Genomic DNA, 18,591 nt, shown 5'->3' on the forward strand with positions numbered 1-18,591 from the left:
GCACTCCAATCAAATGTTCACTTCTGCCGACCCACGCCTCCCCGGGTAGGGGCAATCGGGGTAGTGATCCCGGTTCTTATCGAATTTCCTTCAATCTCAGTCTGCTGTCTCAATCCTTGCCGCTATGTCCCCGTCCACTTTCCTGCCCGACCATTGCCCCGCCGGATTTGCTCGGGTCAATCGCCGAGACCGTCAAAAAAGCGTCAATTCATGTCCGGTCCGACAAATTGCGGCCTGTGCGGTACCGGGTTGCGCAGGCAGCGGATTACAGCGTCTTCACCACGGCGTTATCCTCGGCAAATGGGCTCAGTAAGTGGCCGAATGACGTAGTGGCATCCGCAGGTTTCACGCCGGCGCCAGCGTACCCGGTTTTCATTCGGAAAGATAGCGCACGGCCACTGCGGTCGCCGCAGCGCGGGTTTCCACACCGAGCTTCCTGAACACCTGTTCGAGATGCTTGTTCACCGTGCGCGGGCTGATCCCCAGAATTTCGCTCACCGTGCGGTTGGTCTTGCCATAGCTCACCCACAGCAGCACCTCGGCCTCTCGCCGCGTAAGCTCGGTATTGCGCAGCAGCACGTCGACCTTGGACGCCTCGCCCACTTCGGTCACCTTGAAGAGCGTTTCGTCCGGCCGGTCGCTTTCGGCCAGCGCTATTTCGATCTCGATCCCGGCAATGCTCAGATTGACGCTTGCCGAATAGCCCGGCTCGCTGCGCAGCTGGGCCAGAGCGGGAGCGAGGCCGCCCGGCAGGTTGCGGCTATCGATGTCCCACGCCGGATCGAGGCGCTGGAACAGGCTCTCGGCCTGGGGGGTGCACCACAGCAGCTGGCCGCGCGTGCCGATGGCCGCAAGGCTGCGTCCGGCCCGCCCGAGCGCGAGACGCGAGCGGTAGGAGGCGCGCGCATTGGCCAGATGCACCCGCATCCGCGCCAAGAGCTCGCCGACGACCACCGGCTTGCGGACATAGTCTACCCCGCCAGTCTCGAGTGCGGCGACGACGTGTTCGGGATCGGTCAGCCCGGTCATGAAGATTACCGGGATATGGGCAGTCGCCGGATTGGCCTTGATCCGGCGGGTGGTGTCGAGCCCGGACATTCCCGGCATCAGCGCGTCCATCAGGATGAGGTCGGGCAGCGCTTCGCGCAGCAGTTCGAGCGTTGCCTCCCCGCTGCGGGCGATCAGCACATCCATGTTCTCGACCTCGAGCGTGTCGACCAGAAAGCGCAGCGATTCAGGATTGTCGTCGACCACCAGAATGCAGTCCCGCACGCCGGTGCCGCGTTCCCTTGCAATCATGTCCCGTTCTCCGTCCGCGCCAGAGCTGCCAGCGCCTTGAGGTCGAAGGCATCGAGATGCATCCGCATCCGTTCGGCCAAAGCCGCAGCCTGTGGTCCAAGTGCGGCGAGGGCATTGATCTGCGCCTCGATCGCACGCACATGGCCGATGCGCACCAGCCGCGCGATCTCGTCCATGTGGGGCAGGGCCTCGACGGCCATCAGCGCGGGCAGGGCGGCGCTGCCGCTATGGTCGGCCGGTTCCCCGCCGGCCTTCGGCGCAGGCCATTCGAGGGCGAGCTGCTGGCTGATGACGTCGAGCAGAACGGCAAAATCGAAAGGCTTGGTGAGGAAAAAATCACTGATGGGAGTGCCTTCCTCTACCGGGCCGGACTGTTCCGCCTCGCCGGTCAGCATCACGATCCTCAGGCGCGGCCCGTGACGCTGACGCAGCATCGCCGCGACCTCCCAGCCGCTCATTCCCGGCATCGACACATCGAGCAGCGCCAGATCAGGTTGCATTGCGCCGGCCAGTGCCAGCCCTTCCTCGCCATCCGCTGCGCTGCGCACCCGGAACCCGCGCGCTTCAAGCAAGGCGCGCAGCGCTTCGCGGTGGGCGGGATCATCGTCGATCAGCAACAATCGCCGCTCACGCCCCAGGTAGAGATGCGGCGTTTCGCCATCGGGCAGATCGACGGGCGGAGTGAGCGGCTGCGACAGCATCAGCCGCACGGTGAAGCGCGAGCCTTCGCCCGGTGTGCTCTCCACCTTCAATTCGCCGCCCATCATGTGCACCAGCGCCTGGGTGATCGCGAGTCCAAGCCCGATCCCGGACCGCTCCGCTGAAGCGCCGCCGCCGCGCTCGAAGGGCTGGAGGATGCGCTCGATATCCTCGGGCGCGATGCCGATCCCGCTGTCGGCCACCTCGAACCGCGCCAGCTGGTTGCGGTAATGCACCTTGAGCGTCACCGCACCGCGATCGGTAAACTTGATTGCGTTTGACAGCAGATTGATCAGCACCTGCCGCAATCGCTTGGGATCGGTGCGGACGAATTCGGGCAGGCCCGGCGGCGCTTCGAGCTTGAGCGTCAGCCCTTTCATCGCCGCCTGCGGGGCGAACATGTCCACCACCTGCTGGACAAAGGCGGGAAAGCGGATCGTGTCGCGCGCCAGCTTCAGGCAACCGCTTTCGACCTGCGCGATATCGAGCAGGCCTTCGACCAGGTTGGAGAGGTGCTCGGCGCTGCGGCGGATGACCTTGCCCGCCTCTGCGGGATTGCGTCCCTCGCCGCGTTCGAGCAGCTGGGCATAGCCGTAGATGGCGTTGAGCGGCGAGCGGATTTCGTGGGAGACGCTGGCGAGGAAGCGGGTCTTGGCTTCGTTGGCGGCCTCTGCGGCTTCCTTGGCGCGAACGAGGGAATCGCGCTCCTCGAACAGCGCCGTCAGCGCATCGGCGTGCGCAGTCTCGCCGCGTTCGCGCAAGGCGGCAAGCAGGGTCTGGGCGGCGTCCGGCTGCAATTAGAGCCCCCCGATATAGGCCCGCCAGCCACCCAGATGGGTGATGTCCTCAGCCCCTTCGAGCGCGCGCGGCTCGGCGACGAATCCCTTGACGCTGGTGCCGTCCGAAAGGGTCACCGTACCGATCGCGAGTGGCGGAGGGACTTCGGCGACGAAGCTGCCGAATTCGGCGAGGCCGAGTTCATAGACTTCGAGTGCGATTTCCCCGCCGTCCGGGCTATGTACCAGGGCGGGCTTCGGCGGCACGCTATCGGCCATGGCATAGAGGCGATAGGTCGGTGCGGTGCTGAAGGCGCCGACGAACCTGGCATTGCGGCTGGTCAGCTGCCAGTGCAGCGGCATCCCTTCGAGATGCGCGCCGACGACGGCGAGTTTGATCGTGTCCATGCGGTCTCCGTTATCGAGCGGGGGAAGGGGCGGGAGGTCGGCGGCGGCAAGGTAGGTTTCGGCCATCGTGACCAGCGCAAGGTCGCTATGCGCCGGCCCGATCAGCGTGATGCCGAAGCCGGTGCCGTTGCCGCGTGCGCCTGCGGGAATGGCGAGGGCGGCCATGTCGAGCAGGTTCACGAAATTGGTGTAGCGCCCGAGATTGCTGTTCAGTGCGATGGGCGCGGCGGCGAGTTCGGCAATGCGGTAGGTGGTACCGGTTGTGGGGAAGGCGAGCGCATCGACGCTTTCCCACAGTGCCTCGGCATGGCGGGCGAGGCCGGCCAGGCGATAGATGCCGTTCCAGGTTTCGACCGCGCTCATGGCAAGGCCGGGTTCGAGGATGCTGCGCACCACCGGATCGATGGCGTCAGGGTTCGCCCGCAGCAGGGGGTCGACGGCTGCGGTGCGTTCGGCCACCCAGGGACCGCCGTAAAGCAGCTGCGCGGCCTCCAGCAGCGGGGTGATGTCCACTTCGACGAGTTCGGCTTGCGCGCCCAGCACGGCGAGCGCGCGGGCGTAGAGTTCTTCCGATTGCAGGTCGCCGAAAAACACCCGCTGGTCGGGTCGCGGCACGCCGATGCGTTTGCCGGTGATGGGCACATCGGCAAGCTGGCGCGAAAAGGGATCGGCAGCGTCGAAGCCCGCCACCACGCTGTCGACCAATCGGGCGTCGGCCAGCGCGTCGGTGAAGACGGTGATGCAGTCGATGCTGCGGCAGGCGGGGACAAGGCCGCGCGTGCTCCAGCGGCCCTTGGTGGGCTTGAAGCCGACAAGGTGGTTGAACGCCGCCGGCACGCGTCCCGACCCCGCCGTATCGGTGCCGAGCGCAAAGGCGACCAGCCCCGCCGCCACCGCCACAGCCGATCCGGAGGACGAACCGCCGCTGACATAGGCGAGGTTGGAGGCATTGCGCGGCGCGCCATAGGGGCTGCGGGTGCCGACCAGCCCTGTGGCGAACTGGTCGAGATTGGTCTTGCCGATGCAGATCGCTCCGGCCGCTTCAAGCCTTTCGATCACCGTGGCCGATTGTTCGGGCGTGTAGGCAAAGGCCGGGCAGGCAGCAGTGGTTTCCATGCCTGCCACGTCGATATTGTCCTTGGCCGCATAGGGCACGCCTGCAAGCGGCAGGTGCTCGCCCGCCGCGACGCGCGTATCGATGGCGCGGGCCTGCGCCAGCAGGGCCTCTGGCGCGGCGCGGCTGATCCACACCTGCGGCTGGACCGCGTCATAGGCGGCAATGCGCGCAAGGCTCGCCTCCATCACCGCGACAGCGTTGCTCTCGCCCGCATTTACGGCCGCGGCGATGGCCCCGGCGGAAAGGCGTTCCGGCGCGGTCACGAAGCTTTCCTCAGCGCAAGCATCGGCGCGCCCGGCTGGAGCGACTGACGTTCCTCGATATAGAGCGCGGCGATGGTGCCGCTGGCCGGGCTTTCCAATGGGCATTCCATCTTCATCGCCTCGATCACGGCGATGACTTCGCCTTCGGCCACCTCGTCACCGGGGGCGACCAGCACCTTCCACACCGAGCCGCCGAACGGGGCCTCGATCAGGTCGGCGCCTTCGGGCAGGTCGATTGCGGTCGGTTCGCCGCCGCCCGTGTCCTCCGCCAGCAGGTCTGTGACGCGGTCGAATTCTCCGGAGGCCTGCCACGCGGCGCGTTCGGCGTCGAAGGCGGCCTGCCGCTGCGCCTCGAAAGCGGCGATGCTGTCAGCATTGTCGCTCAGAAAGGCGCGGTAGTCGGCCAGCCGGAACTCGCTCTCCTCCACCCGGATCGAGCGCCGCCCGGTGGGAAAATCGCGCCGCCATTCGGCCAGTTCTTCCGCCGAGACCGGATAGAAGCGGATCTGGTCGAAGAACCTGAGCAGCCACGGCTTGCCATCGGTGAAGGCATCGGTCTGGCGGTGGGTATTCCACACTTGAATCGTGCGTCCGAACAGCTGGTAGCCGCCCGGCCCCTCCATCCCGTAGATGCACATGTATGCCCCGCCGATCCCGACCACGTTGGGCGGGGTCCAGGTGCGCGCTGGGTTGTATTTGGTGGTCACCAGCCGGTGGCGCGGATCGACCGGCGTCGCCACCGGTGCGCCAAGGTAAACGTCACCAAGGCCCAGCACGAGGTAGCTTGCATCGAAGATCAGGTCTTCAACCGCCTGCGCATCGGCGAGGCCGTTGATGCGGCGGATGAACTCGATATTGTCCGGGCACCACGGCGCATCGTCGCGCACGGCGGCCATGTATTTCTGGATCGTCTCGGTAATCGCCGGATCGCGCCAGCTCAGCGGCAGGTGAACGATGCGCGAAGGCGTGGTGAAATCCTCAAGATCCCCCATCGCCTCCTCGGCCTGCATCAGCGCGGCGAGCGCGCGCTTCTGGTCGAGCACCTTCCCGTCGAAATGCAATTGCAGCGAGCGAATGCCGGGGGTGATGTCTATCACGCCGGGAAGCTGCATCGCCTCAAGCGCCTGCATCAAGGCATGGACGCGGATGCGCAGCTCGATATCGAGCACGATGTCGCCATATTCGACGAGGATGTTGCGATCCCCCTGCTGGCGGTAGGTCGTGCGCGGGCGGGCGCCTTGCGCCGGAATCTCGGCGAGGATCGGCGACAGCCCGGCAATCGCGCGCGGGCTGGCGGGTTCGGGCAGGGCGATGAGCGGCGCGGCGTCTGCCGCCATGGCATCGTCGATGGTAAACGGCACGAAGCGTACGCGGTCATCGGGCGACAATTGCCCGATCTTCCAGCGGTCCGCCGCTATCACGGTAAAGGGGCAGACAAACCCGCCGAGCGATGGCCCGTCCGGCCCGAGGATGATCGGCATGTCCCCGGTAAAGTCCACCGCGCCTATGGCGTAAGGATTATCGTGGATGTTCGACGGGTGAAGCCCCGCTTCGCCCCCGTCGCGCCGCGCCCATTCGGGCTTGGGGCCGACCAGCCGCACGCCGGTGCGGTTGGAATTGTAGTGCACCTGCCAATCGGCCGCGAGAAAGCGCGCGATATCATCCGGCGTGAAGAAATCAGGCGCGCCGTGGGGGCCGTAGAGCACCCGCAGCTCCCACATCTTGCCGAGCTCGGTAAGGCCTTCCGCAACGGCTGGACTGCCGGTTTCGGCTCGGCCCAGATGCAGCACGTCGCCTGCTACCAGCGCGCGGGCAGCGTGGCCGCCGAACTGGCCGAGGGTGAAGGTGCTGAGACTGCCGAGATAGGCCGGAATGTCGAGGCCCCCTGCGAACAGGATGTATCCACGCATCCCGCCACCCGAGACGCGCCCCATGCTGAGCGTCTGCCCCGCCGCCACATCAATCGGCTGGCCTAGCGCCACCGGCTCGCCATCCAGCTTCGCGCCGAAATCCGCACCGGTTAGGCAGATGCGCGCAGGGGCCTCGAACAGCAGGGTCGGGCCGCTCGCCGTGACTTCTAGGCCCGCAGTTCCTTCGGCGTTGCCGAGCAGCATATTGCCCAGCCGAAGCGAGCGATCGTCCATCGGCCCCGAGGGCGGCACACCTACGTCCCACAGGCCAAGCCGGCCGGGCCAGTCCTGCACCGTGGTCGCGGTGCCGCCGGACATCACCCGGATGCTGGCGGGGCGGTGGGTGACGCTTGCCAGCAGGCGGGTGGTGACATCGCCGCTGACAAAGCGCGGCTCGGCCAGCACGTCGCGCAGCCAGCGCAGGTTGGTTTCGATCCCGTCCACGCGCGATGCTTCGAGCGCCTTCTGCATTGCCGCAATGGCGCCCTCGCGGGTCTGTGCGCGGGTAATCAGCTTGGCCAGCATCGGATCGTAAAAGGCGCTGACATTGCTGCCCGCCATCACCCATGTCTCGGCCCGGATATCGCCCGGAAAGACGACATTGGTGAGCGTGCCGGTGGTCGGACGGTAATCGAGCGCCGGGTCTTCGGCATAGAGCCGCACTTGCACGCTATGGCCCTTGGGGGTGGGCGCGGGCGCATCGAGCATGGCGAAATCGCCCGCCGCGCCGCGGATCATCCATTCGACCAGATCGATCCCCATCACCTCCTCGGTGACGCCGTGTTCGACCTGAAGCCGGGTGTTCATTTCGAGGAAGAAGAATTCTTCGCGGTCGGCATCGAACAGGAATTCGACCGTCCCGGCCGACAGATATTGCGCCGCCTCGCCCAGCCGCACCGCAGCCGCGATCAGATCGGCGCGCTTGGCATCGGCAAGGCAGGGAGCCGGGGCTTCCTCGACCACCTTCTGGTTGCGCCGCTGGAGCGAACAGTCGCGCTCGCCCAGCGCCATGACGCGGCCCTGCCCGTCGCCGAACACCTGCACCTCGATGTGGCGAGCATTGGCAATGTAGCGTTCGAGGAAGACGCCCGCGTCCCCGAAACTTGCCTGTCCCTGCCGGACGACGGCGGCAAAGCCTTCGCGCACGGCGGCCTCGGTTTCGCAGATGCGCATCCCGATCCCGCCGCCGCCCGCGGTTGCCTTCAGCATCACCGGATAGCCGATGTGTGCGGCGGCCTCGGCGGCTTCGTCCTCGCCCGTCAGCAGGCCGGTGCCGGGCGCGAGCGGCAGGTCATGCGCCTCGGCCAGCGCGCGGGCGGAATGCTTGAGGCCGAAGGTGCGGATGTTGTCCGGCGTTGGGCCGATGAAGGCAATGCCGGCGGCGGCGCATTGTTCGGCGAAGTCGGCGTTTTCGGCGAGGAAACCGTAGCCCGGGTGGATTGCGCTTGCGCCCGTGTCCTTTGCCGCCTTGAGGATCGCGGCGACGTTGAGATAGCTCTCGGCCGCCGGAGCTGCACCGATGCACACCGCCATGTCGGCCTGCGCCACATGGAGCGAGCCGGCGTCGGCCTCGGAATAGACCGCGACCGACTTCAAGCCCATCCGCTTGCACGTGCGGATGATCCGGGTGGCGATCGCGCCACGGTTGGCGACGAGGACCGTGTCGAAACTCATGCGGCCACGATCATGCGGACAGGCGTGGGGTTGAAGGCATTGCAGGGATTGTTGATCTGCGGGCAGTTGGAGACGACAACGATCACATCCATCTCGGCGCGCAGATCGACCGTCAGGCCGGGGGCGGAAATCCCGTCGACGATTCCCAGCGTCCCGTCATCCATCACCGGCACGTTCATGAAGAAATTGATGTTGGGCACCATGTCGCGCTTACCGCGCCCTTCCCAATGGTTGGCCTCAAGGAAGTTTTCGACGCAGGCATGCTGGTGCTTGGTATGGTGGCCGTAGCGCAGCGTGTTGCTCTCGCACGAACACGCCCCGCCGATGGTGTCGTGATAGTCAACCGCGCTGCCGGTGATGGTCATCATCGGGTTGCCTTCGTTCGACAGCAGAACGGTGCCTTTGCGCAGGAACAGATTGCCTTGCGCGGCGACGGTGTCCTGCGCGGAGTAACGCTCGGCATCGTCGGCAGCGGCATAGATCAGGAAATCGACCGCCTGATTGCCCTCTACGTCGACGATGCGCAGGGTCTCGCCCGCCCGCACATGGTGCAGCCAGGGGGCGCGGGCGGGAACGATTTCGTCGTGGACGATTGTGCCGGAAAGGCCGGAGAGGGCCGGGTCGTCGGTCATGGCAGGGCTTTCCTGTCTAGCGGCGGTAATAGTCCTCGACATTGAGGAAGGCGCGCTGCCCTTCTGGCGTGGCATTGCGCAGCGGGTCGGTTTCGGGGGTGATCGCGCCGCGCCATGCGGTGGCGCGCAGCGGGGTGGAGTTCCATTCAGGGCGCGGATCGCGGACGTGGGGGCAATTGGCGAGTACCACGATCACATCCATCTCGGCCCGCAAGGTGATACTGCGACCGGGCGTGAAGGGGCCGATAACCGGCGTGATTGCGCCGTCGGGCTCGATCCGGGTGCCCTTGAACAGGTTCACGCACGGATGCACGTCGCGGCGGGACAGCCCGTGCTTGGCCGCGCCCAGGATCAGCCGGTCGCGGCCATTGGGGAAGGCGCCCGAATTGCGGCCCTCGCCATATTTCGCTTGATTGGTGGCCGCGTTCGAGGTGCCGCAGAACGCATCATGGGTTTCGGCATTATCGGCAAGGATGGTCATCAGAACGCGCCCCATGTCCGACAGCAGCAGCTTGCCGACACCGAGATAGGCGTTCCACTGGACCTTCACGGTGTCGGCAACATTGAGCCGTTCGGTCGGCAATTCGGCGTTGAAGATGTTCAGCGAAGCGCAGGCATCGCCGCCCTTGTCGATCAGGCGCAGGCGGGTGCCGCGCGCGATCCGGCGCGAGGCATAGCCGCCGGGCGCGATGGTTTCCTCCCACAAGAGATCGGTCGCGGGCACGCCTGCGGGCAGGTCGTCGGCCACCGGCGGGAGCACCGGCATCGTTTCGACGCGGGTTCCACCCTGCGCGCGGGCGTGGTCGCGCGCCGCCTTGGGATCGGCAAGCTGGCTCATTCGGCGGCCTCCTTTCCGGCATCGGGTACAAGTCCTTCCTGCTCGTGCAGCGGCGGCAGCAGGGCGGTGGTGGTGACCAGCTGCAATTGCTGCACCCCGCGGATGGTGCGCAGCGCATCGCACAATTGCTTGAGGCGCACGGCGGGACCCTGCACCAGCAGCACTTCCAACGACTGGTCCTGTTCGAGAAAGACGTGCTGCGAGGAGATCACCTCCTTGAGGTAATCGGACTGGGTTTCGGCCAGTTGCTGGCGCACGCGCCCGCCGCTGCCCGAATAGACGATGGTAACGGTCCCCGCGAGCATGTCCTCCGGGCGGGTCAGCGCCTCGTGCTCGGCCAGCGCATGACGGATCAGCTCTGCAATCAGCTGCGAGCGCGAGGGCAGCCCGCGTTCCTCCACCATCACGTCGAGTTGGCGAAACAGCTCGGCCGGCAGGCTCATCGAGAGGCGGGCGAGACGGGAGGGCTCGGGGGCGTTCATGCGGGCGACCATCTCAATTATTACCAAACGTGTCAATCGTAATACCGACCACCTGTGCCTCCGCCTCCGCCTGCACCTTGCGGGTGAGTGCGATGTCGTAGATCACGCCTGCGCCGTAGCGGTGCGGCGCGTGCGGATCGTGGCGGCGCTTGTCGAGCGTGAGCACCCGCGTGCCGAGGCCGAAGGCTTCCTTGATGTCGTGGGTGACCATCACGATGGTCAGCCCGAACTCGCGCCACAGCCGGGTGATGAGCGCGTGCATATCGGTGCGGATGCCGGGATCGAGCGCGCCGAACGGTTCATCGAGCAGGAGGATGCGCGGCCGCTTGATCAGCGCCTGCGCGATGGCGAGGCGCTGCTGCATCCCGCCCGACATTTCGGATGGGTAGAGGTTCATGCTGTCCGCCAGCCCGACCTCCGCCAGCATCTCCCCGGCCTGCGCGATCGCAGCCTTGCGGGCGCCGCCGAACAGGCGCGCAGCAAACGGAGCCTGCGCAAACTCCAGCCCCAGCAGCGTGTTGCCCAGCACTGTCAGATGCGGGAACACCGAATAGCGCTGGAACACCACCCCGCGATCCGGCCCGCATTCCTTGGGCAGGGGCTCCCCGTCGAGCGTGATGGTGCCCCGGCTCGGCTGGTCCTGCCCCAGGATGACCCGGAGCAAGCTGCTCTTGCCCGCCCCCGAAGGTCCGATGATCGACACGAAGCTGCCTTCTGCAATGTCGAGGCTGATGCGTTCGAGCACGACCTTCTCGCCATATTCGACCCAGACGTTGGAAAGGCTCAGCATCGGCTCAATGCCCCGCCTTGTGCGCCCAGCCGAAAGCCGCGCGGCTGGTGCGGTTGAGCAGGAAATCGATGGCGACAGCCAGCAGCGCGATCCACGCGACGTAAGGCAGGATGACGTCCATCGCGAGGTAGCGCCGGACAAGGAAGATACGGTAGCCAAGTCCCACGTCCGCCGCGATCGCCTCGGCCGAGATCAGGAACACCCACGCCGGGCCGAGCGACAGCCGCAGCGCCTGGATCAGACGCGGCATGGCCTGCGGCAGGGCGACGCGCAGCAGCAATTGCCAGCTTGATGCACCCAGTGTCAGCGCCTTTACCACCTGTTCGCGCGGGAGCGCCGCTATATGGCCCGCCACATCGCGGATCATGAAGGGGGCTATCCCGACCACTATCAGGGCCACCTTGGCCGTCTCGCCAAGGCCGAAGGTGATGAACAGGATCGGCAAGAGCGCGATCGGCGGGATCACCGCGATGGCCGTCACGGTCGGGCCGAAAGTCGCGCGCACCGGAGGCAGCGCGCCCAGCACTAGGCCTACCAGCAGCGCCGAAAAGGTGGCAATGCCGAGCCCCATGCCGAGCCGGCTCAGGCTCGCCAGCGTGTCCGCCCAGAACAGGAACTGGCCCGAAAGCGGGTCGGCCTCGAATACCAGAGCCGCCATAGCCTCGGCCATCGCGCCCGGCAGGGGAAGGATCTTGTCGGAAGGATTGGCCGCATGGCGGCTGGCAGCGGCAAAGAGATAGGTCAGCGCCAGCACCCCCAGCGGGATAGCGCCCAGCAGGAGAGCATTGCCGCGCCCGATTGAGCGGTTCACCCAGCGCATCGCGCCTGTCCTGCCGCTATCCGCCCGCCGCCCTTACAGCTTCCCGTCCGCGGCCAGTTGCATGAAGGTGGGATCGAAGCGCAGCGTGACGTTGTTTTCATCGCCCAGCGTCTTGCCGCCGGGGAAGGACATCCCCACCGCATCCGCCGAACGCGCGCCCTGACCGAACAGGCCTTGGGCGAAGCTGAAATCGCGCACCCGGGTCATGGTGGTGACGAGATCGGGAGATGCCATCGCCGTCACTGCCGCCTTGGGGTCGGTATAGAGGAAGGTGGTGGCAAGCTGGCCCTCGAACGCCTCAGGCGTGGTGCCCGCCAGCTTGGCCATGGCCGCACGTGCGGCGGCGCCCTCGTCATCCTGCTTCGCCATGATCGACATGGTCTCGTACCAGATGCCCGCCAGCGCCTTGCCGAGATCGGGGTTCGCCTTGAGCGTGGCGGTATCGACCACCAGCAGATCGAGAATCTCGCCCGGAATGTCGGCCGAACTGAACACCGCCGTGGTGCCGGGCACGCCCTTCATGGTGGTGACCTGCGGGTTCCAGGCCACCGCCGCATCAATCTGCGGTGAGGTGAAGGCGCTGGCGATGTCGGCATCCGAGGTATTGACCGTCTTAACGTCGGTCAGCTTCATCCCGTTTTCCTCGAGCGCGCGGGCAAGCAGGTAGTGCGACACCGAAAGCTCGACCAGATAGACCTCGCGGCCCTTGATCGCGGCAACGTTGCTCGCCCCTTTCAGCAGCACCGCGTCATTGCCGTTGGAATAGTCACCGAGGATGATCGCGCTGGTATCTTTTCCTCCCGCCGCCGGAATGGTCAGCGCGTCCATGTTGGCGACGGTCACTCCGTCGAGCTTGCCCGCGGTATACTGGTTGACCGACTCCACGTAGTCATTGACCTGCACGAAGTTGATTTCGAGCCCGTATTTATCGGCCCATTTCTTCACGATCCCGGTCTGCTGGGCATAGGGCCACGGCATCCACCCGGCGTAGATCGACCAGCCGATGTTGAAGCTGGTGCGCGGCTCGGCCGGTTCCTCCGCTCCCGAGCAGGCCGCAACCGCGAGCGCGCAGGCGATGAGCAGGAAGCGGGCAGCGCGGCGGGCCAGATGGAGCATGATTCGGATTCCTTTCGCAAGCGCAGCATCACCCCATCGCGCAGATTTGTCTATGGGGAATTATTACGATTGCCAAAAAGTGTAATATGGCCGAGCATCCTGCCATCCTCGCCGGGGTTGTGCCTGCCTGCCAGCCCCGCGCCCGGACGATACAGGAAAGGATTGCGATGGCCCGACACAAGGCAGCACGCCCGTTCTCGCTCCTCACGGCCTCGGCCTTGCTGGCCTCCTGCGGCCCCGGCGAACCGCCCCCGCCTGCCGAAGGGCCTGCGCCCGATCTGGTGGAAAAGGCACTGGAGGTGCCGGGCTTTGCCGATTTCCTTGCGGTTGACGGTGACACGGTCTGGGTCACCAATGACGGGCGGGTGGAGCAGTGGTCCACCAGCGAAAAGGTCGCCAGCTTCGCCGTCCCGCGTCCCTGCGGCACCATGGCGATTGCCGAAGGATCGCTGTGGGTCGCCAATTGCAAGGGCGCGGAAATCTACCGCATCAATCTCGAGGCAGCGACGCTCGAGGCCAAGGTCGCCAGCGGTCTCGCCAATCCCAAGGGCGAAACCAATGTCGTTGCCGGCGCCGGTTCGGTCTGGGTTGCGAGCGATCCGGCCGGCAAGGTCGCGCGGATCGATCCGGCCACCAATGAAGTGGTCGCTACCATCGATGTGGCGCCCGAGACCTGGTATCTCGCCTTCGGCTTCGACGCGCTGTGGGCTGTGTCGAGCGAGGGCAAGGTGCTCCAGAAGATCGACCCGGCCACCAACACCGTTACCGGCACTGTCGCGCTGGGCGATACTCCCGGCTTCCTTGCGGCGGGCGAGGGCGCGGTGTGGGTGCAGGAACAGGGTGACGGCACCGTGGCCAAGGTCGATCCCGAGGCGCTCACTGTGGCGGGCCGCACCAAGGTCGGCGACAATCTCAAGTGGGGCGATATCGACACCGGCGGCGGCGCTGTGTGGCTGCGCACCACCGATGACCAGACAATGGTGGTGATCGATCCGGAAACCCTTGCGATTCGCGCGCGGATGGGCGATGCGGTGGGCAGCGGCGCGCTGCGCTGGACCCCGGCAGGGGTGTGGACCTCGGCCCACGACAACCAGACGCTCTCGTGGTGGAGCGCCCCTCCTCCACGGTGAATCGTTTTTAAGGATTGACGCATCCCTTGCGATGGTCAACGCTGCGACTCACTCGGTTTCCGTAGCGCGATCCGGCGATGCGGGTGCCGGGTTCAGGCGGTCGTCGCAGCCATGCGGCTGATCCGTCTCTGCAAAAATCATACAATCCGCGGAAGGGATCATCCGCCGGGTTATCGCAAGGGGATCACACAAGAAGTCCCCCGATAGGCCCGTTTGTCCCTGAACGCCGGAGGGGAGGGTACGATGCAGGTACAAACGGGATCCGTTCTGGCCGGTTCGGCTTCGGACAAGTGGATCGGCTGTCTGACCTATCAGAGCCGCGCGGTGACGCGGCCTTCAGAAAGCGATCTTGAACGGCTTGTCGCCGAGGCGCGCGACCGCAACCGCAGGCTCGGCGTCACCGGCATGCTGCTTTACGACAATGGGCGTTACCTGCAGACGCTCGAAGGCCCGCCCGATGGCCTCGCTGAGGTGTGGTCCTCGATCCGCCGCGACGAGCGTCATTGCGACATCGAGGTGCTGACCGAGCACATGGTTTCGGGCCGGTTGTTCTCGGACTGGGACCTGCTCCTTTACAGCCGCGAGGACGACCCGCGCCGGACCACTCGCGCGAGCGATCTCGCCCCGCATGCGTTGGCCCATTACGTGCCGGGCATTGCCCAGCTGGCGCTCGAGGGCGATGACGCGCGGATCAGCGCGCGGCTGGCGAGCATCGCCGATCAGGGCTGGACCGCGGATGATATCATCGCCCACCTGATCGAGCCGGTGGCGCGCGCACTGGGCGATGCCTGGCTGGCCGACAAGTGCTGCGAATTCGATCTGACCATCGGGCTCAGCATGTTGCAGCTGGCGGGCCATGCGGTGCGCTCGCACGCCTGCACCACCAGCCTGCGCCGCAGCCGCTATTCGATCCTGCTGGCGACCGCGCCGGGCGAGCCGCACATGCTCTCCACCGCGATGCTGGCCGATCAGTTCACCGATGCCGGATGGCGGGTGGAGATGGCCTTTCCCACCAGCAAGGAAGCGCTCGCCAACCAGATCGCGGCGCAGGGCCATGATGCGGTCGATATCGCCCTGTCCGACGCCCTGCCGCGCCAGCGCGCGCTGGCGCAGCTGCGCGAGACGGTCGAGGCCAGCCGCAAGGCCGGCGCGGGCAATCTGGTGGTGGTGTCGGTCGGCGGGCGCCTGTTCGCCGAGGCGACTGCCAGCGCCGCCACAGTCGGCGCGGATCATGCCCGTCGCTGCGTTTCGGGAACCAGCGTCAGGCTGGCGCAACTGATCCGGCAGGGGCGCGCGCTGAAATAGCCGTCAGACCACGCTCAGACAAGGCCGAGCCGCTCCAGCTTCATCGCCAGGCGGCCCGGTAGCGCATCGCCGATATCCTCGCCCTCGGCCACATCGCGCGGGGCCTTGTCATCCGTCAGGTAACGCCAGCCCTGATGTGCGCGTTTGGGCTGCGTGTGGACGCGGATCAGCTCGGGCGCGAGGCAGATGTCCCAGCGCCCGTCATCGGTCTTGGCAAAACCGGTAATCGGCGAGCGCGCGACGATGGCATGGTTGATGATCCAGTAAAGCGAGCCGCCCACGCATTCCTCGTGCCGCGTCGGGCGGTTGCGGGTGGTCAGCCGGATTTCCGAGCGGCCGCGATACCAGCCTTCGAGATGGTCATAGCTCTTCGCCCCGAAGGCGATCTTGGTCAGGTGGAGAGGCATGTCCTGCAATGTGGGCCAATCGCGCGCCCGATCAAGCGATACTAAGCCCCCCGTCCACAATGAAGGGCGCGCCAGTGGCAAAGCGGCTTTCATCGCTGGCGAGATAGACCACCAGATGGGCGATATCATCGACTTCGCCCATGCGACCGATCGGCTGGGCGACAGAGAACGCCGCGCGGGTCGCTTCCGGATCGGGCGTGCCCTGAATGACGCTTTCGACATTGGGGGTGAGGATCGTGCCGGGCTGCACGCTATTCACCCGGATGCCGTTCTGCTCGCGTGCGCACCACAGCGCGATCGACTTGGTCAGCATCGCCACCGCCGCCTTGGCGCTGTTGTAGGCGGCAAGATCGGGCGAGGGCTTGTTGCCCGCCGCGGAAGAGAAATTGACGATCGAACCCCCGCCGCCGTCCCATTCTTTATGGCGGGCCATCAGCGGAATTGCCGCCTTGCAGCCCATGAAGATCGAATCCACATCGACAGTGTAGCAGCGCCGGAAATCCTCGGGGCTGATGTCCATCACCGATCCGAACACGGTGATCGCGGCGTTGTTGACCAGCACGTCGAGCCTGCCGTGAGCCTGTTCGACCTCGGCGATGATGGCCTGCCAGCGCGTCCAGTCGGTCACGTCCTGGGGAAGAAAGCCGCAGCCCAGTTCGCTTGCGGTGGCGCGCCCCGCCGCTTCGTCGATATCAGTGATGATGACGCGCGCGCCCTCTGCCAGCAACGCCTTGGCCGAGGCCTTGCCCAGACCCATCGCACCGCCCGTCAGCAGCACCACTTTGCCTTCAACCCGTCCTGCCATATCGCTCTCCCCGATTGTCTCTCGGGGGACGGGTTAAAGCGGGGCGAGGCCTGCCGCCACTGCCAAACCTAGGAAGGCGAAGAAGCCCATCGAATCCGTGATCATCGTCACGAACACGCTGCTCGCCACAGCCGGATCCTGATCCAGCCGCTCGAAGATTACCGGCACCAGCACGCCCGCCAGGCCCGCCACGGCGATATTGATGATCATGGCAAGCGCGATGACCACGCCCATCATCGGGGTGAACAGCACGCCCGCCGCCAGCCCGATCAGTGCCGCGATGGTGCCGCCGTTCAGCAGCGCGACGCGGAATTCGCGCCACAATATGCGCCGCGTATTGGCGCGGGTGAGCTGGTTGGTGGCAATCGCGCGAACCGCCACCGCCATCGTCTGGGTGCCCGCATTGCCGCCGATGCTGGCGACAATCGGCATCAGCACCGCGAGCGCCACCAGCTGCTCGATCGCGGCCCCGAACAGCGCGATGATGCTGGATGCAACCACCGCCGTCCCGAGATTGGCGACCAGCCAGCGCACGCGTGCGGTATAGGCCTCGCGGATCGGTTCGTTGATGTCGCCGTCGCCCGCACCGCTCATCAGCAGCGCGTCCTCGCCCGCTTCTTCGGAGATGATGTGAACCACGTCGTCGACCGTCATCTGGCCGACCAGCCGTCCGCTCTCGTCCACCACCGCCGCCGAGATCAGCGCGTATTTCTGGAACATCAGAGCGACCTCTTCCTGATCCATCGTGACCGGGATCAGGGTCTGGTCGCGCTTCATCAGGTCGGTGAGCCGCACGCCGCGGGGGGTGGTGAGGATCCAGTTCAGCGCGCAGGTTCCGACCGGATGGTGGCGCTCGTCGATGATGAAGACCTCGAAGAAGTCGTGCTCCAGATCGCCTTCCTCGCGCAGGAAATCGATCAGGTCGCCCACCGTCATGTGTTCGGGCACCGCGACGAAATCGCGGCTCATCAGCCGTCCGGCGGTCTCTTCAGGGTAGGACAGCGCACTGGAGACGGCGGCACGGGTTTCCGGCTCCAGCTCGGCGATGATCGCGCGCTGGTCGGCCTCGTCCAAGTCCTCGATCAGCTGCACCGCATCATCGGTGTCGAGCTGTTCGGCGATGGTTGCGACCGCCTGCGCGGGCAGGGCCTCCATCAGGTCCTCGCGCACGTAATCGTTGAGTTCCGCGATCACGTCGCTGGTCATCAGGTCGCTGATGGCCGCGGCCAGCTGCGTGCGTTCGGACCGTTCGAGCAGTTCGATCAGGTCGGCGACGTCGGCTGCGTGCAGCGGTTCGACCAGATCATAGACCGCGCCCTTGTCGCCTGCTTCCAGCGCATCGTGGACGGCGCTGATGAAGGAGGGCTTGAGCCGGTTTTCCTCGTCGTGGCGTTCATCGTCGACACGGTCGTCCGGGCGCACCTCGACCTCGCCGGAATCGGCGATCAGCAGATTGTCTTCGGGGATGAGGTCTTCGGCCATGTCGGCGGTTTAGGCGGGCAAGGGTGAAAAGCAAGCGCGGGAGGGTGACAGGGGCGCATTGGCTGCTAAAAGCGCGGGCAAATTCATGCAGGAGTTACGAGAATGGCCGAAACCCTCACCTTCACCCTCGACAATGGCACCGGCGAGCACGGCGACGTCGTCATCAAGCTGCGCCCCGACCTTGCGCCCGGCCACGTCGCGCGCATCACCGAGCTGGCGCAGGAAGGTTTCTATGACGGCGTGATCTTCCACCGCGTGATTTCGGGCTTCATGGCGCAGGGCGGCGATCCGACCGGCACCGGCATGGGCGGCAGCGACAAGCCTGACCTTCCGGCCGAATTCAACGCCGAGCCCCACGTCGAAGGCGTGTGCTCGATGGCCCGCGCGCAGAACCCCAACAGCGCCAATTCGCAGTTCTTCATCTGCCTCGACGACGCGCGCTTCCTCGACAAGCAGTACACCGTGTGGGGCCAGGTGATCAGCGGCATGGAACATGTCCACGCCATCCCCAAGGGCGAACCGCCGCGCGCGCCCGGCAAGATCGTCAAGGCGACGGTGGCCTGAGCCTCAGCGAGAGATTCCGGATCGGGGAGGGGCGGCTTCGGTCGCCCCTTTTCGTTGAACCGCAAGCCGCTTGG

16 protein-coding genes are annotated in these 18,591 nt (G+C 66.0%); 3 read left to right on the forward strand and 13 right to left on the reverse strand.

The genetic code is table 11. The annotated features are described in order from the left end of the window. Positions 1 to 372: 372 nt before the first annotated feature. Genes I603_RS01170 through I603_RS01215 form a run of 10 tightly spaced genes read right to left on the reverse strand, consistent with a single transcriptional unit; the run spans position 373 to position 12,824 of the window. Complete coding sequence (locus I603_RS01170) at positions 373 to 1,299, reverse strand: response regulator (RefSeq protein WP_068861993.1); 927 nt, start codon at positions 1,297 to 1,299, stop codon at positions 373 to 375. After that, positions 1,296 to 2,795, reverse strand: a complete 1,500-nt coding sequence (locus I603_RS01175; protein WP_068861994.1) for an ATP-binding response regulator — start codon at positions 2,793 to 2,795, stop codon at positions 1,296 to 1,298. The genes I603_RS01170 and I603_RS01175 overlap by 4 nt, the downstream gene beginning before the upstream one ends. Continuing rightward, positions 2,796 to 4,562 (reverse strand): allophanate hydrolase, encoded by a 1,767-nt coding sequence (gene atzF / locus I603_RS01180; protein WP_068861995.1) that lies wholly within the window; start codon positions 4,560 to 4,562, stop codon positions 2,796 to 2,798. Further along, a complete protein-coding gene (uca, locus tag I603_RS01185; RefSeq protein ID WP_068861996.1) occupies positions 4,559 to 8,146 on the reverse strand; it encodes an urea carboxylase in 3,588 nt (1,195 codons plus the stop codon). Before uca ends, atzF begins: the two co-directional genes overlap by 4 nt. Further along, positions 8,143 to 8,778, reverse strand: a complete 636-nt coding sequence (locus I603_RS01190) for an urea amidolyase associated protein UAAP2 (protein WP_068861997.1) — start codon at positions 8,776 to 8,778, stop codon at positions 8,143 to 8,145. The genes uca and I603_RS01190 overlap by 4 nt, the downstream gene beginning before the upstream one ends. A 16-nt stretch (positions 8,779 to 8,794) precedes the next feature. Then, on the reverse strand, positions 8,795 to 9,616 hold the full coding sequence (locus I603_RS01195) for an urea amidolyase associated protein UAAP1 (protein ID WP_068861998.1): 822 nt from the start codon (positions 9,614 to 9,616) through the stop codon (positions 8,795 to 8,797). Further along, positions 9,613 to 10,098, reverse strand: coding sequence for a CopG family ribbon-helix-helix protein (locus I603_RS01200; RefSeq protein ID WP_232305208.1), 486 nt, complete (start codon positions 10,096 to 10,098; stop codon positions 9,613 to 9,615). The genes I603_RS01195 and I603_RS01200 overlap by 4 nt, the downstream gene beginning before the upstream one ends. 13 nt (positions 10,099 to 10,111) lie before the next feature. Next, complete coding sequence (locus tag I603_RS01205) at positions 10,112 to 10,888, reverse strand: ABC transporter ATP-binding protein (RefSeq protein WP_068861999.1); 777 nt, start codon at positions 10,886 to 10,888, stop codon at positions 10,112 to 10,114. 4 nt (positions 10,889 to 10,892) lie between these two features. Next, entirely contained in the window at positions 10,893 to 11,708 is an 816-nt protein-coding gene (locus I603_RS01210) for an ABC transporter permease (protein WP_068862000.1), read from the reverse strand. Positions 11,709 to 11,741: 33 nt separating this feature from the next. After that, on the reverse strand, positions 11,742 to 12,824 hold the full coding sequence (locus I603_RS01215; protein WP_068862001.1) for a putative urea ABC transporter substrate-binding protein: 1,083 nt from the start codon (positions 12,822 to 12,824) through the stop codon (positions 11,742 to 11,744). A gap of 86 nt (positions 12,825 to 12,910) precedes the next feature. On the opposite strand from I603_RS01215, the gene I603_RS01220 reads away from it, so the two are divergent. Beyond that, positions 12,911 to 13,954 carry a Vgb family protein gene (locus I603_RS01220; RefSeq protein WP_232305209.1) on the forward strand — a complete coding sequence of 348 codons (1,044 nt, stop codon included), beginning with the start codon at positions 12,911 to 12,913 and terminating at the stop codon, positions 13,952 to 13,954. A 243-nt stretch (positions 13,955 to 14,197) separates the two neighbouring features. Next, positions 14,198 to 15,259: a BLUF domain-containing protein gene (locus I603_RS01225; RefSeq protein ID WP_068862002.1), complete on the forward strand. Its 1,062-nt coding sequence runs from the start codon at positions 14,198 to 14,200 to the stop codon at positions 15,257 to 15,259. 14 nt (positions 15,260 to 15,273) lie between these two features. On the opposite strand, the gene I603_RS01230 is transcribed toward I603_RS01225, so the two are convergent. Genes I603_RS01230 through mgtE form a run of 3 tightly spaced genes read right to left on the reverse strand, consistent with a single transcriptional unit; the run spans position 15,274 to position 17,953 of the window. Continuing rightward, complete coding sequence (locus I603_RS01230; protein ID WP_068862003.1) at positions 15,274 to 15,666, reverse strand: DUF1489 family protein; 393 nt, start codon at positions 15,664 to 15,666, stop codon at positions 15,274 to 15,276. A 31-nt stretch (positions 15,667 to 15,697) separates the two neighbouring features. Beyond that, a complete protein-coding gene (locus I603_RS01235; protein WP_068862004.1) occupies positions 15,698 to 16,471 on the reverse strand; it encodes a glucose 1-dehydrogenase in 774 nt (257 codons plus the stop codon). A 33-nt stretch (positions 16,472 to 16,504) separates the two neighbouring features. Further along, positions 16,505 to 17,953 carry a magnesium transporter gene (gene mgtE, locus I603_RS01240; protein WP_084439750.1) on the reverse strand — a complete coding sequence of 483 codons (1,449 nt, stop codon included), beginning with the start codon at positions 17,951 to 17,953 and terminating at the stop codon, positions 16,505 to 16,507. Positions 17,954 to 18,055: 102 nt separating this feature from the next. Between mgtE and I603_RS01245 the strand changes: the two genes are divergently transcribed. Beyond that, entirely contained in the window at positions 18,056 to 18,517 is a 462-nt protein-coding gene (locus I603_RS01245; RefSeq protein WP_068862005.1) for a peptidylprolyl isomerase, read from the forward strand. Positions 18,518 to 18,591 lie beyond the last annotated feature (74 nt).

The organism is Erythrobacter dokdonensis DSW-74, from assembly GCF_001677335.1.
In the GTDB taxonomy this organism is placed as follows: domain Bacteria; phylum Pseudomonadota; class Alphaproteobacteria; order Sphingomonadales; family Sphingomonadaceae; genus Erythrobacter; species Erythrobacter dokdonensis.

Bases quoted from the DNA above. Each gene is read 5' to 3' on its own strand.
- I603_RS01170 (WP_068861993.1), bottom strand. From the start codon at position 1,299: ATGATTGCAAGGGAACGCGGCACCGGCGTGCGGGACTGCATTCTGGTG.
- uca (WP_068861996.1), bottom strand. From the start codon at position 8,146: ATGAGTTTCGACACGGTCCTCGTCGCCAACCGTGGCGCGATCGCCACC.
- I603_RS01190 (WP_068861997.1), bottom strand. From the start codon at position 8,778: ATGACCGACGACCCGGCCCTCTCCGGCCTTTCCGGCACAATCGTCCAC.
- I603_RS01195 (WP_068861998.1), bottom strand. From the start codon at position 9,616: ATGAGCCAGCTTGCCGATCCCAAGGCGGCGCGCGACCACGCCCGCGCG.
- I603_RS01200 (WP_232305208.1), bottom strand. From the start codon at position 10,098: ATGAACGCCCCCGAGCCCTCCCGTCTCGCCCGCCTCTCGATGAGCCTG.
- I603_RS01205 (WP_068861999.1), bottom strand. From the start codon at position 10,888: ATGCTGAGCCTTTCCAACGTCTGGGTCGAATATGGCGAGAAGGTCGTG.
- I603_RS01210 (WP_068862000.1), bottom strand. From the start codon at position 11,708: ATGCGCTGGGTGAACCGCTCAATCGGGCGCGGCAATGCTCTCCTGCTG.
- I603_RS01215 (WP_068862001.1), bottom strand. From the start codon at position 12,824: ATGCTCCATCTGGCCCGCCGCGCTGCCCGCTTCCTGCTCATCGCCTGC.
- I603_RS01220 (WP_232305209.1), top strand. From the start codon at position 12,911: ATGGCCGAGCATCCTGCCATCCTCGCCGGGGTTGTGCCTGCCTGCCAG.
- I603_RS01225 (WP_068862002.1), top strand. From the start codon at position 14,198: ATGCAGGTACAAACGGGATCCGTTCTGGCCGGTTCGGCTTCGGACAAG.
- I603_RS01230 (WP_068862003.1), bottom strand. From the start codon at position 15,666: ATGCCTCTCCACCTGACCAAGATCGCCTTCGGGGCGAAGAGCTATGAC.
- I603_RS01235 (WP_068862004.1), bottom strand. From the start codon at position 16,471: ATGGCAGGACGGGTTGAAGGCAAAGTGGTGCTGCTGACGGGCGGTGCG.
- mgtE (WP_084439750.1), bottom strand. From the start codon at position 17,953: ATGGCCGAAGACCTCATCCCCGAAGACAATCTGCTGATCGCCGATTCC.
- I603_RS01245 (WP_068862005.1), top strand. From the start codon at position 18,056: ATGGCCGAAACCCTCACCTTCACCCTCGACAATGGCACCGGCGAGCAC.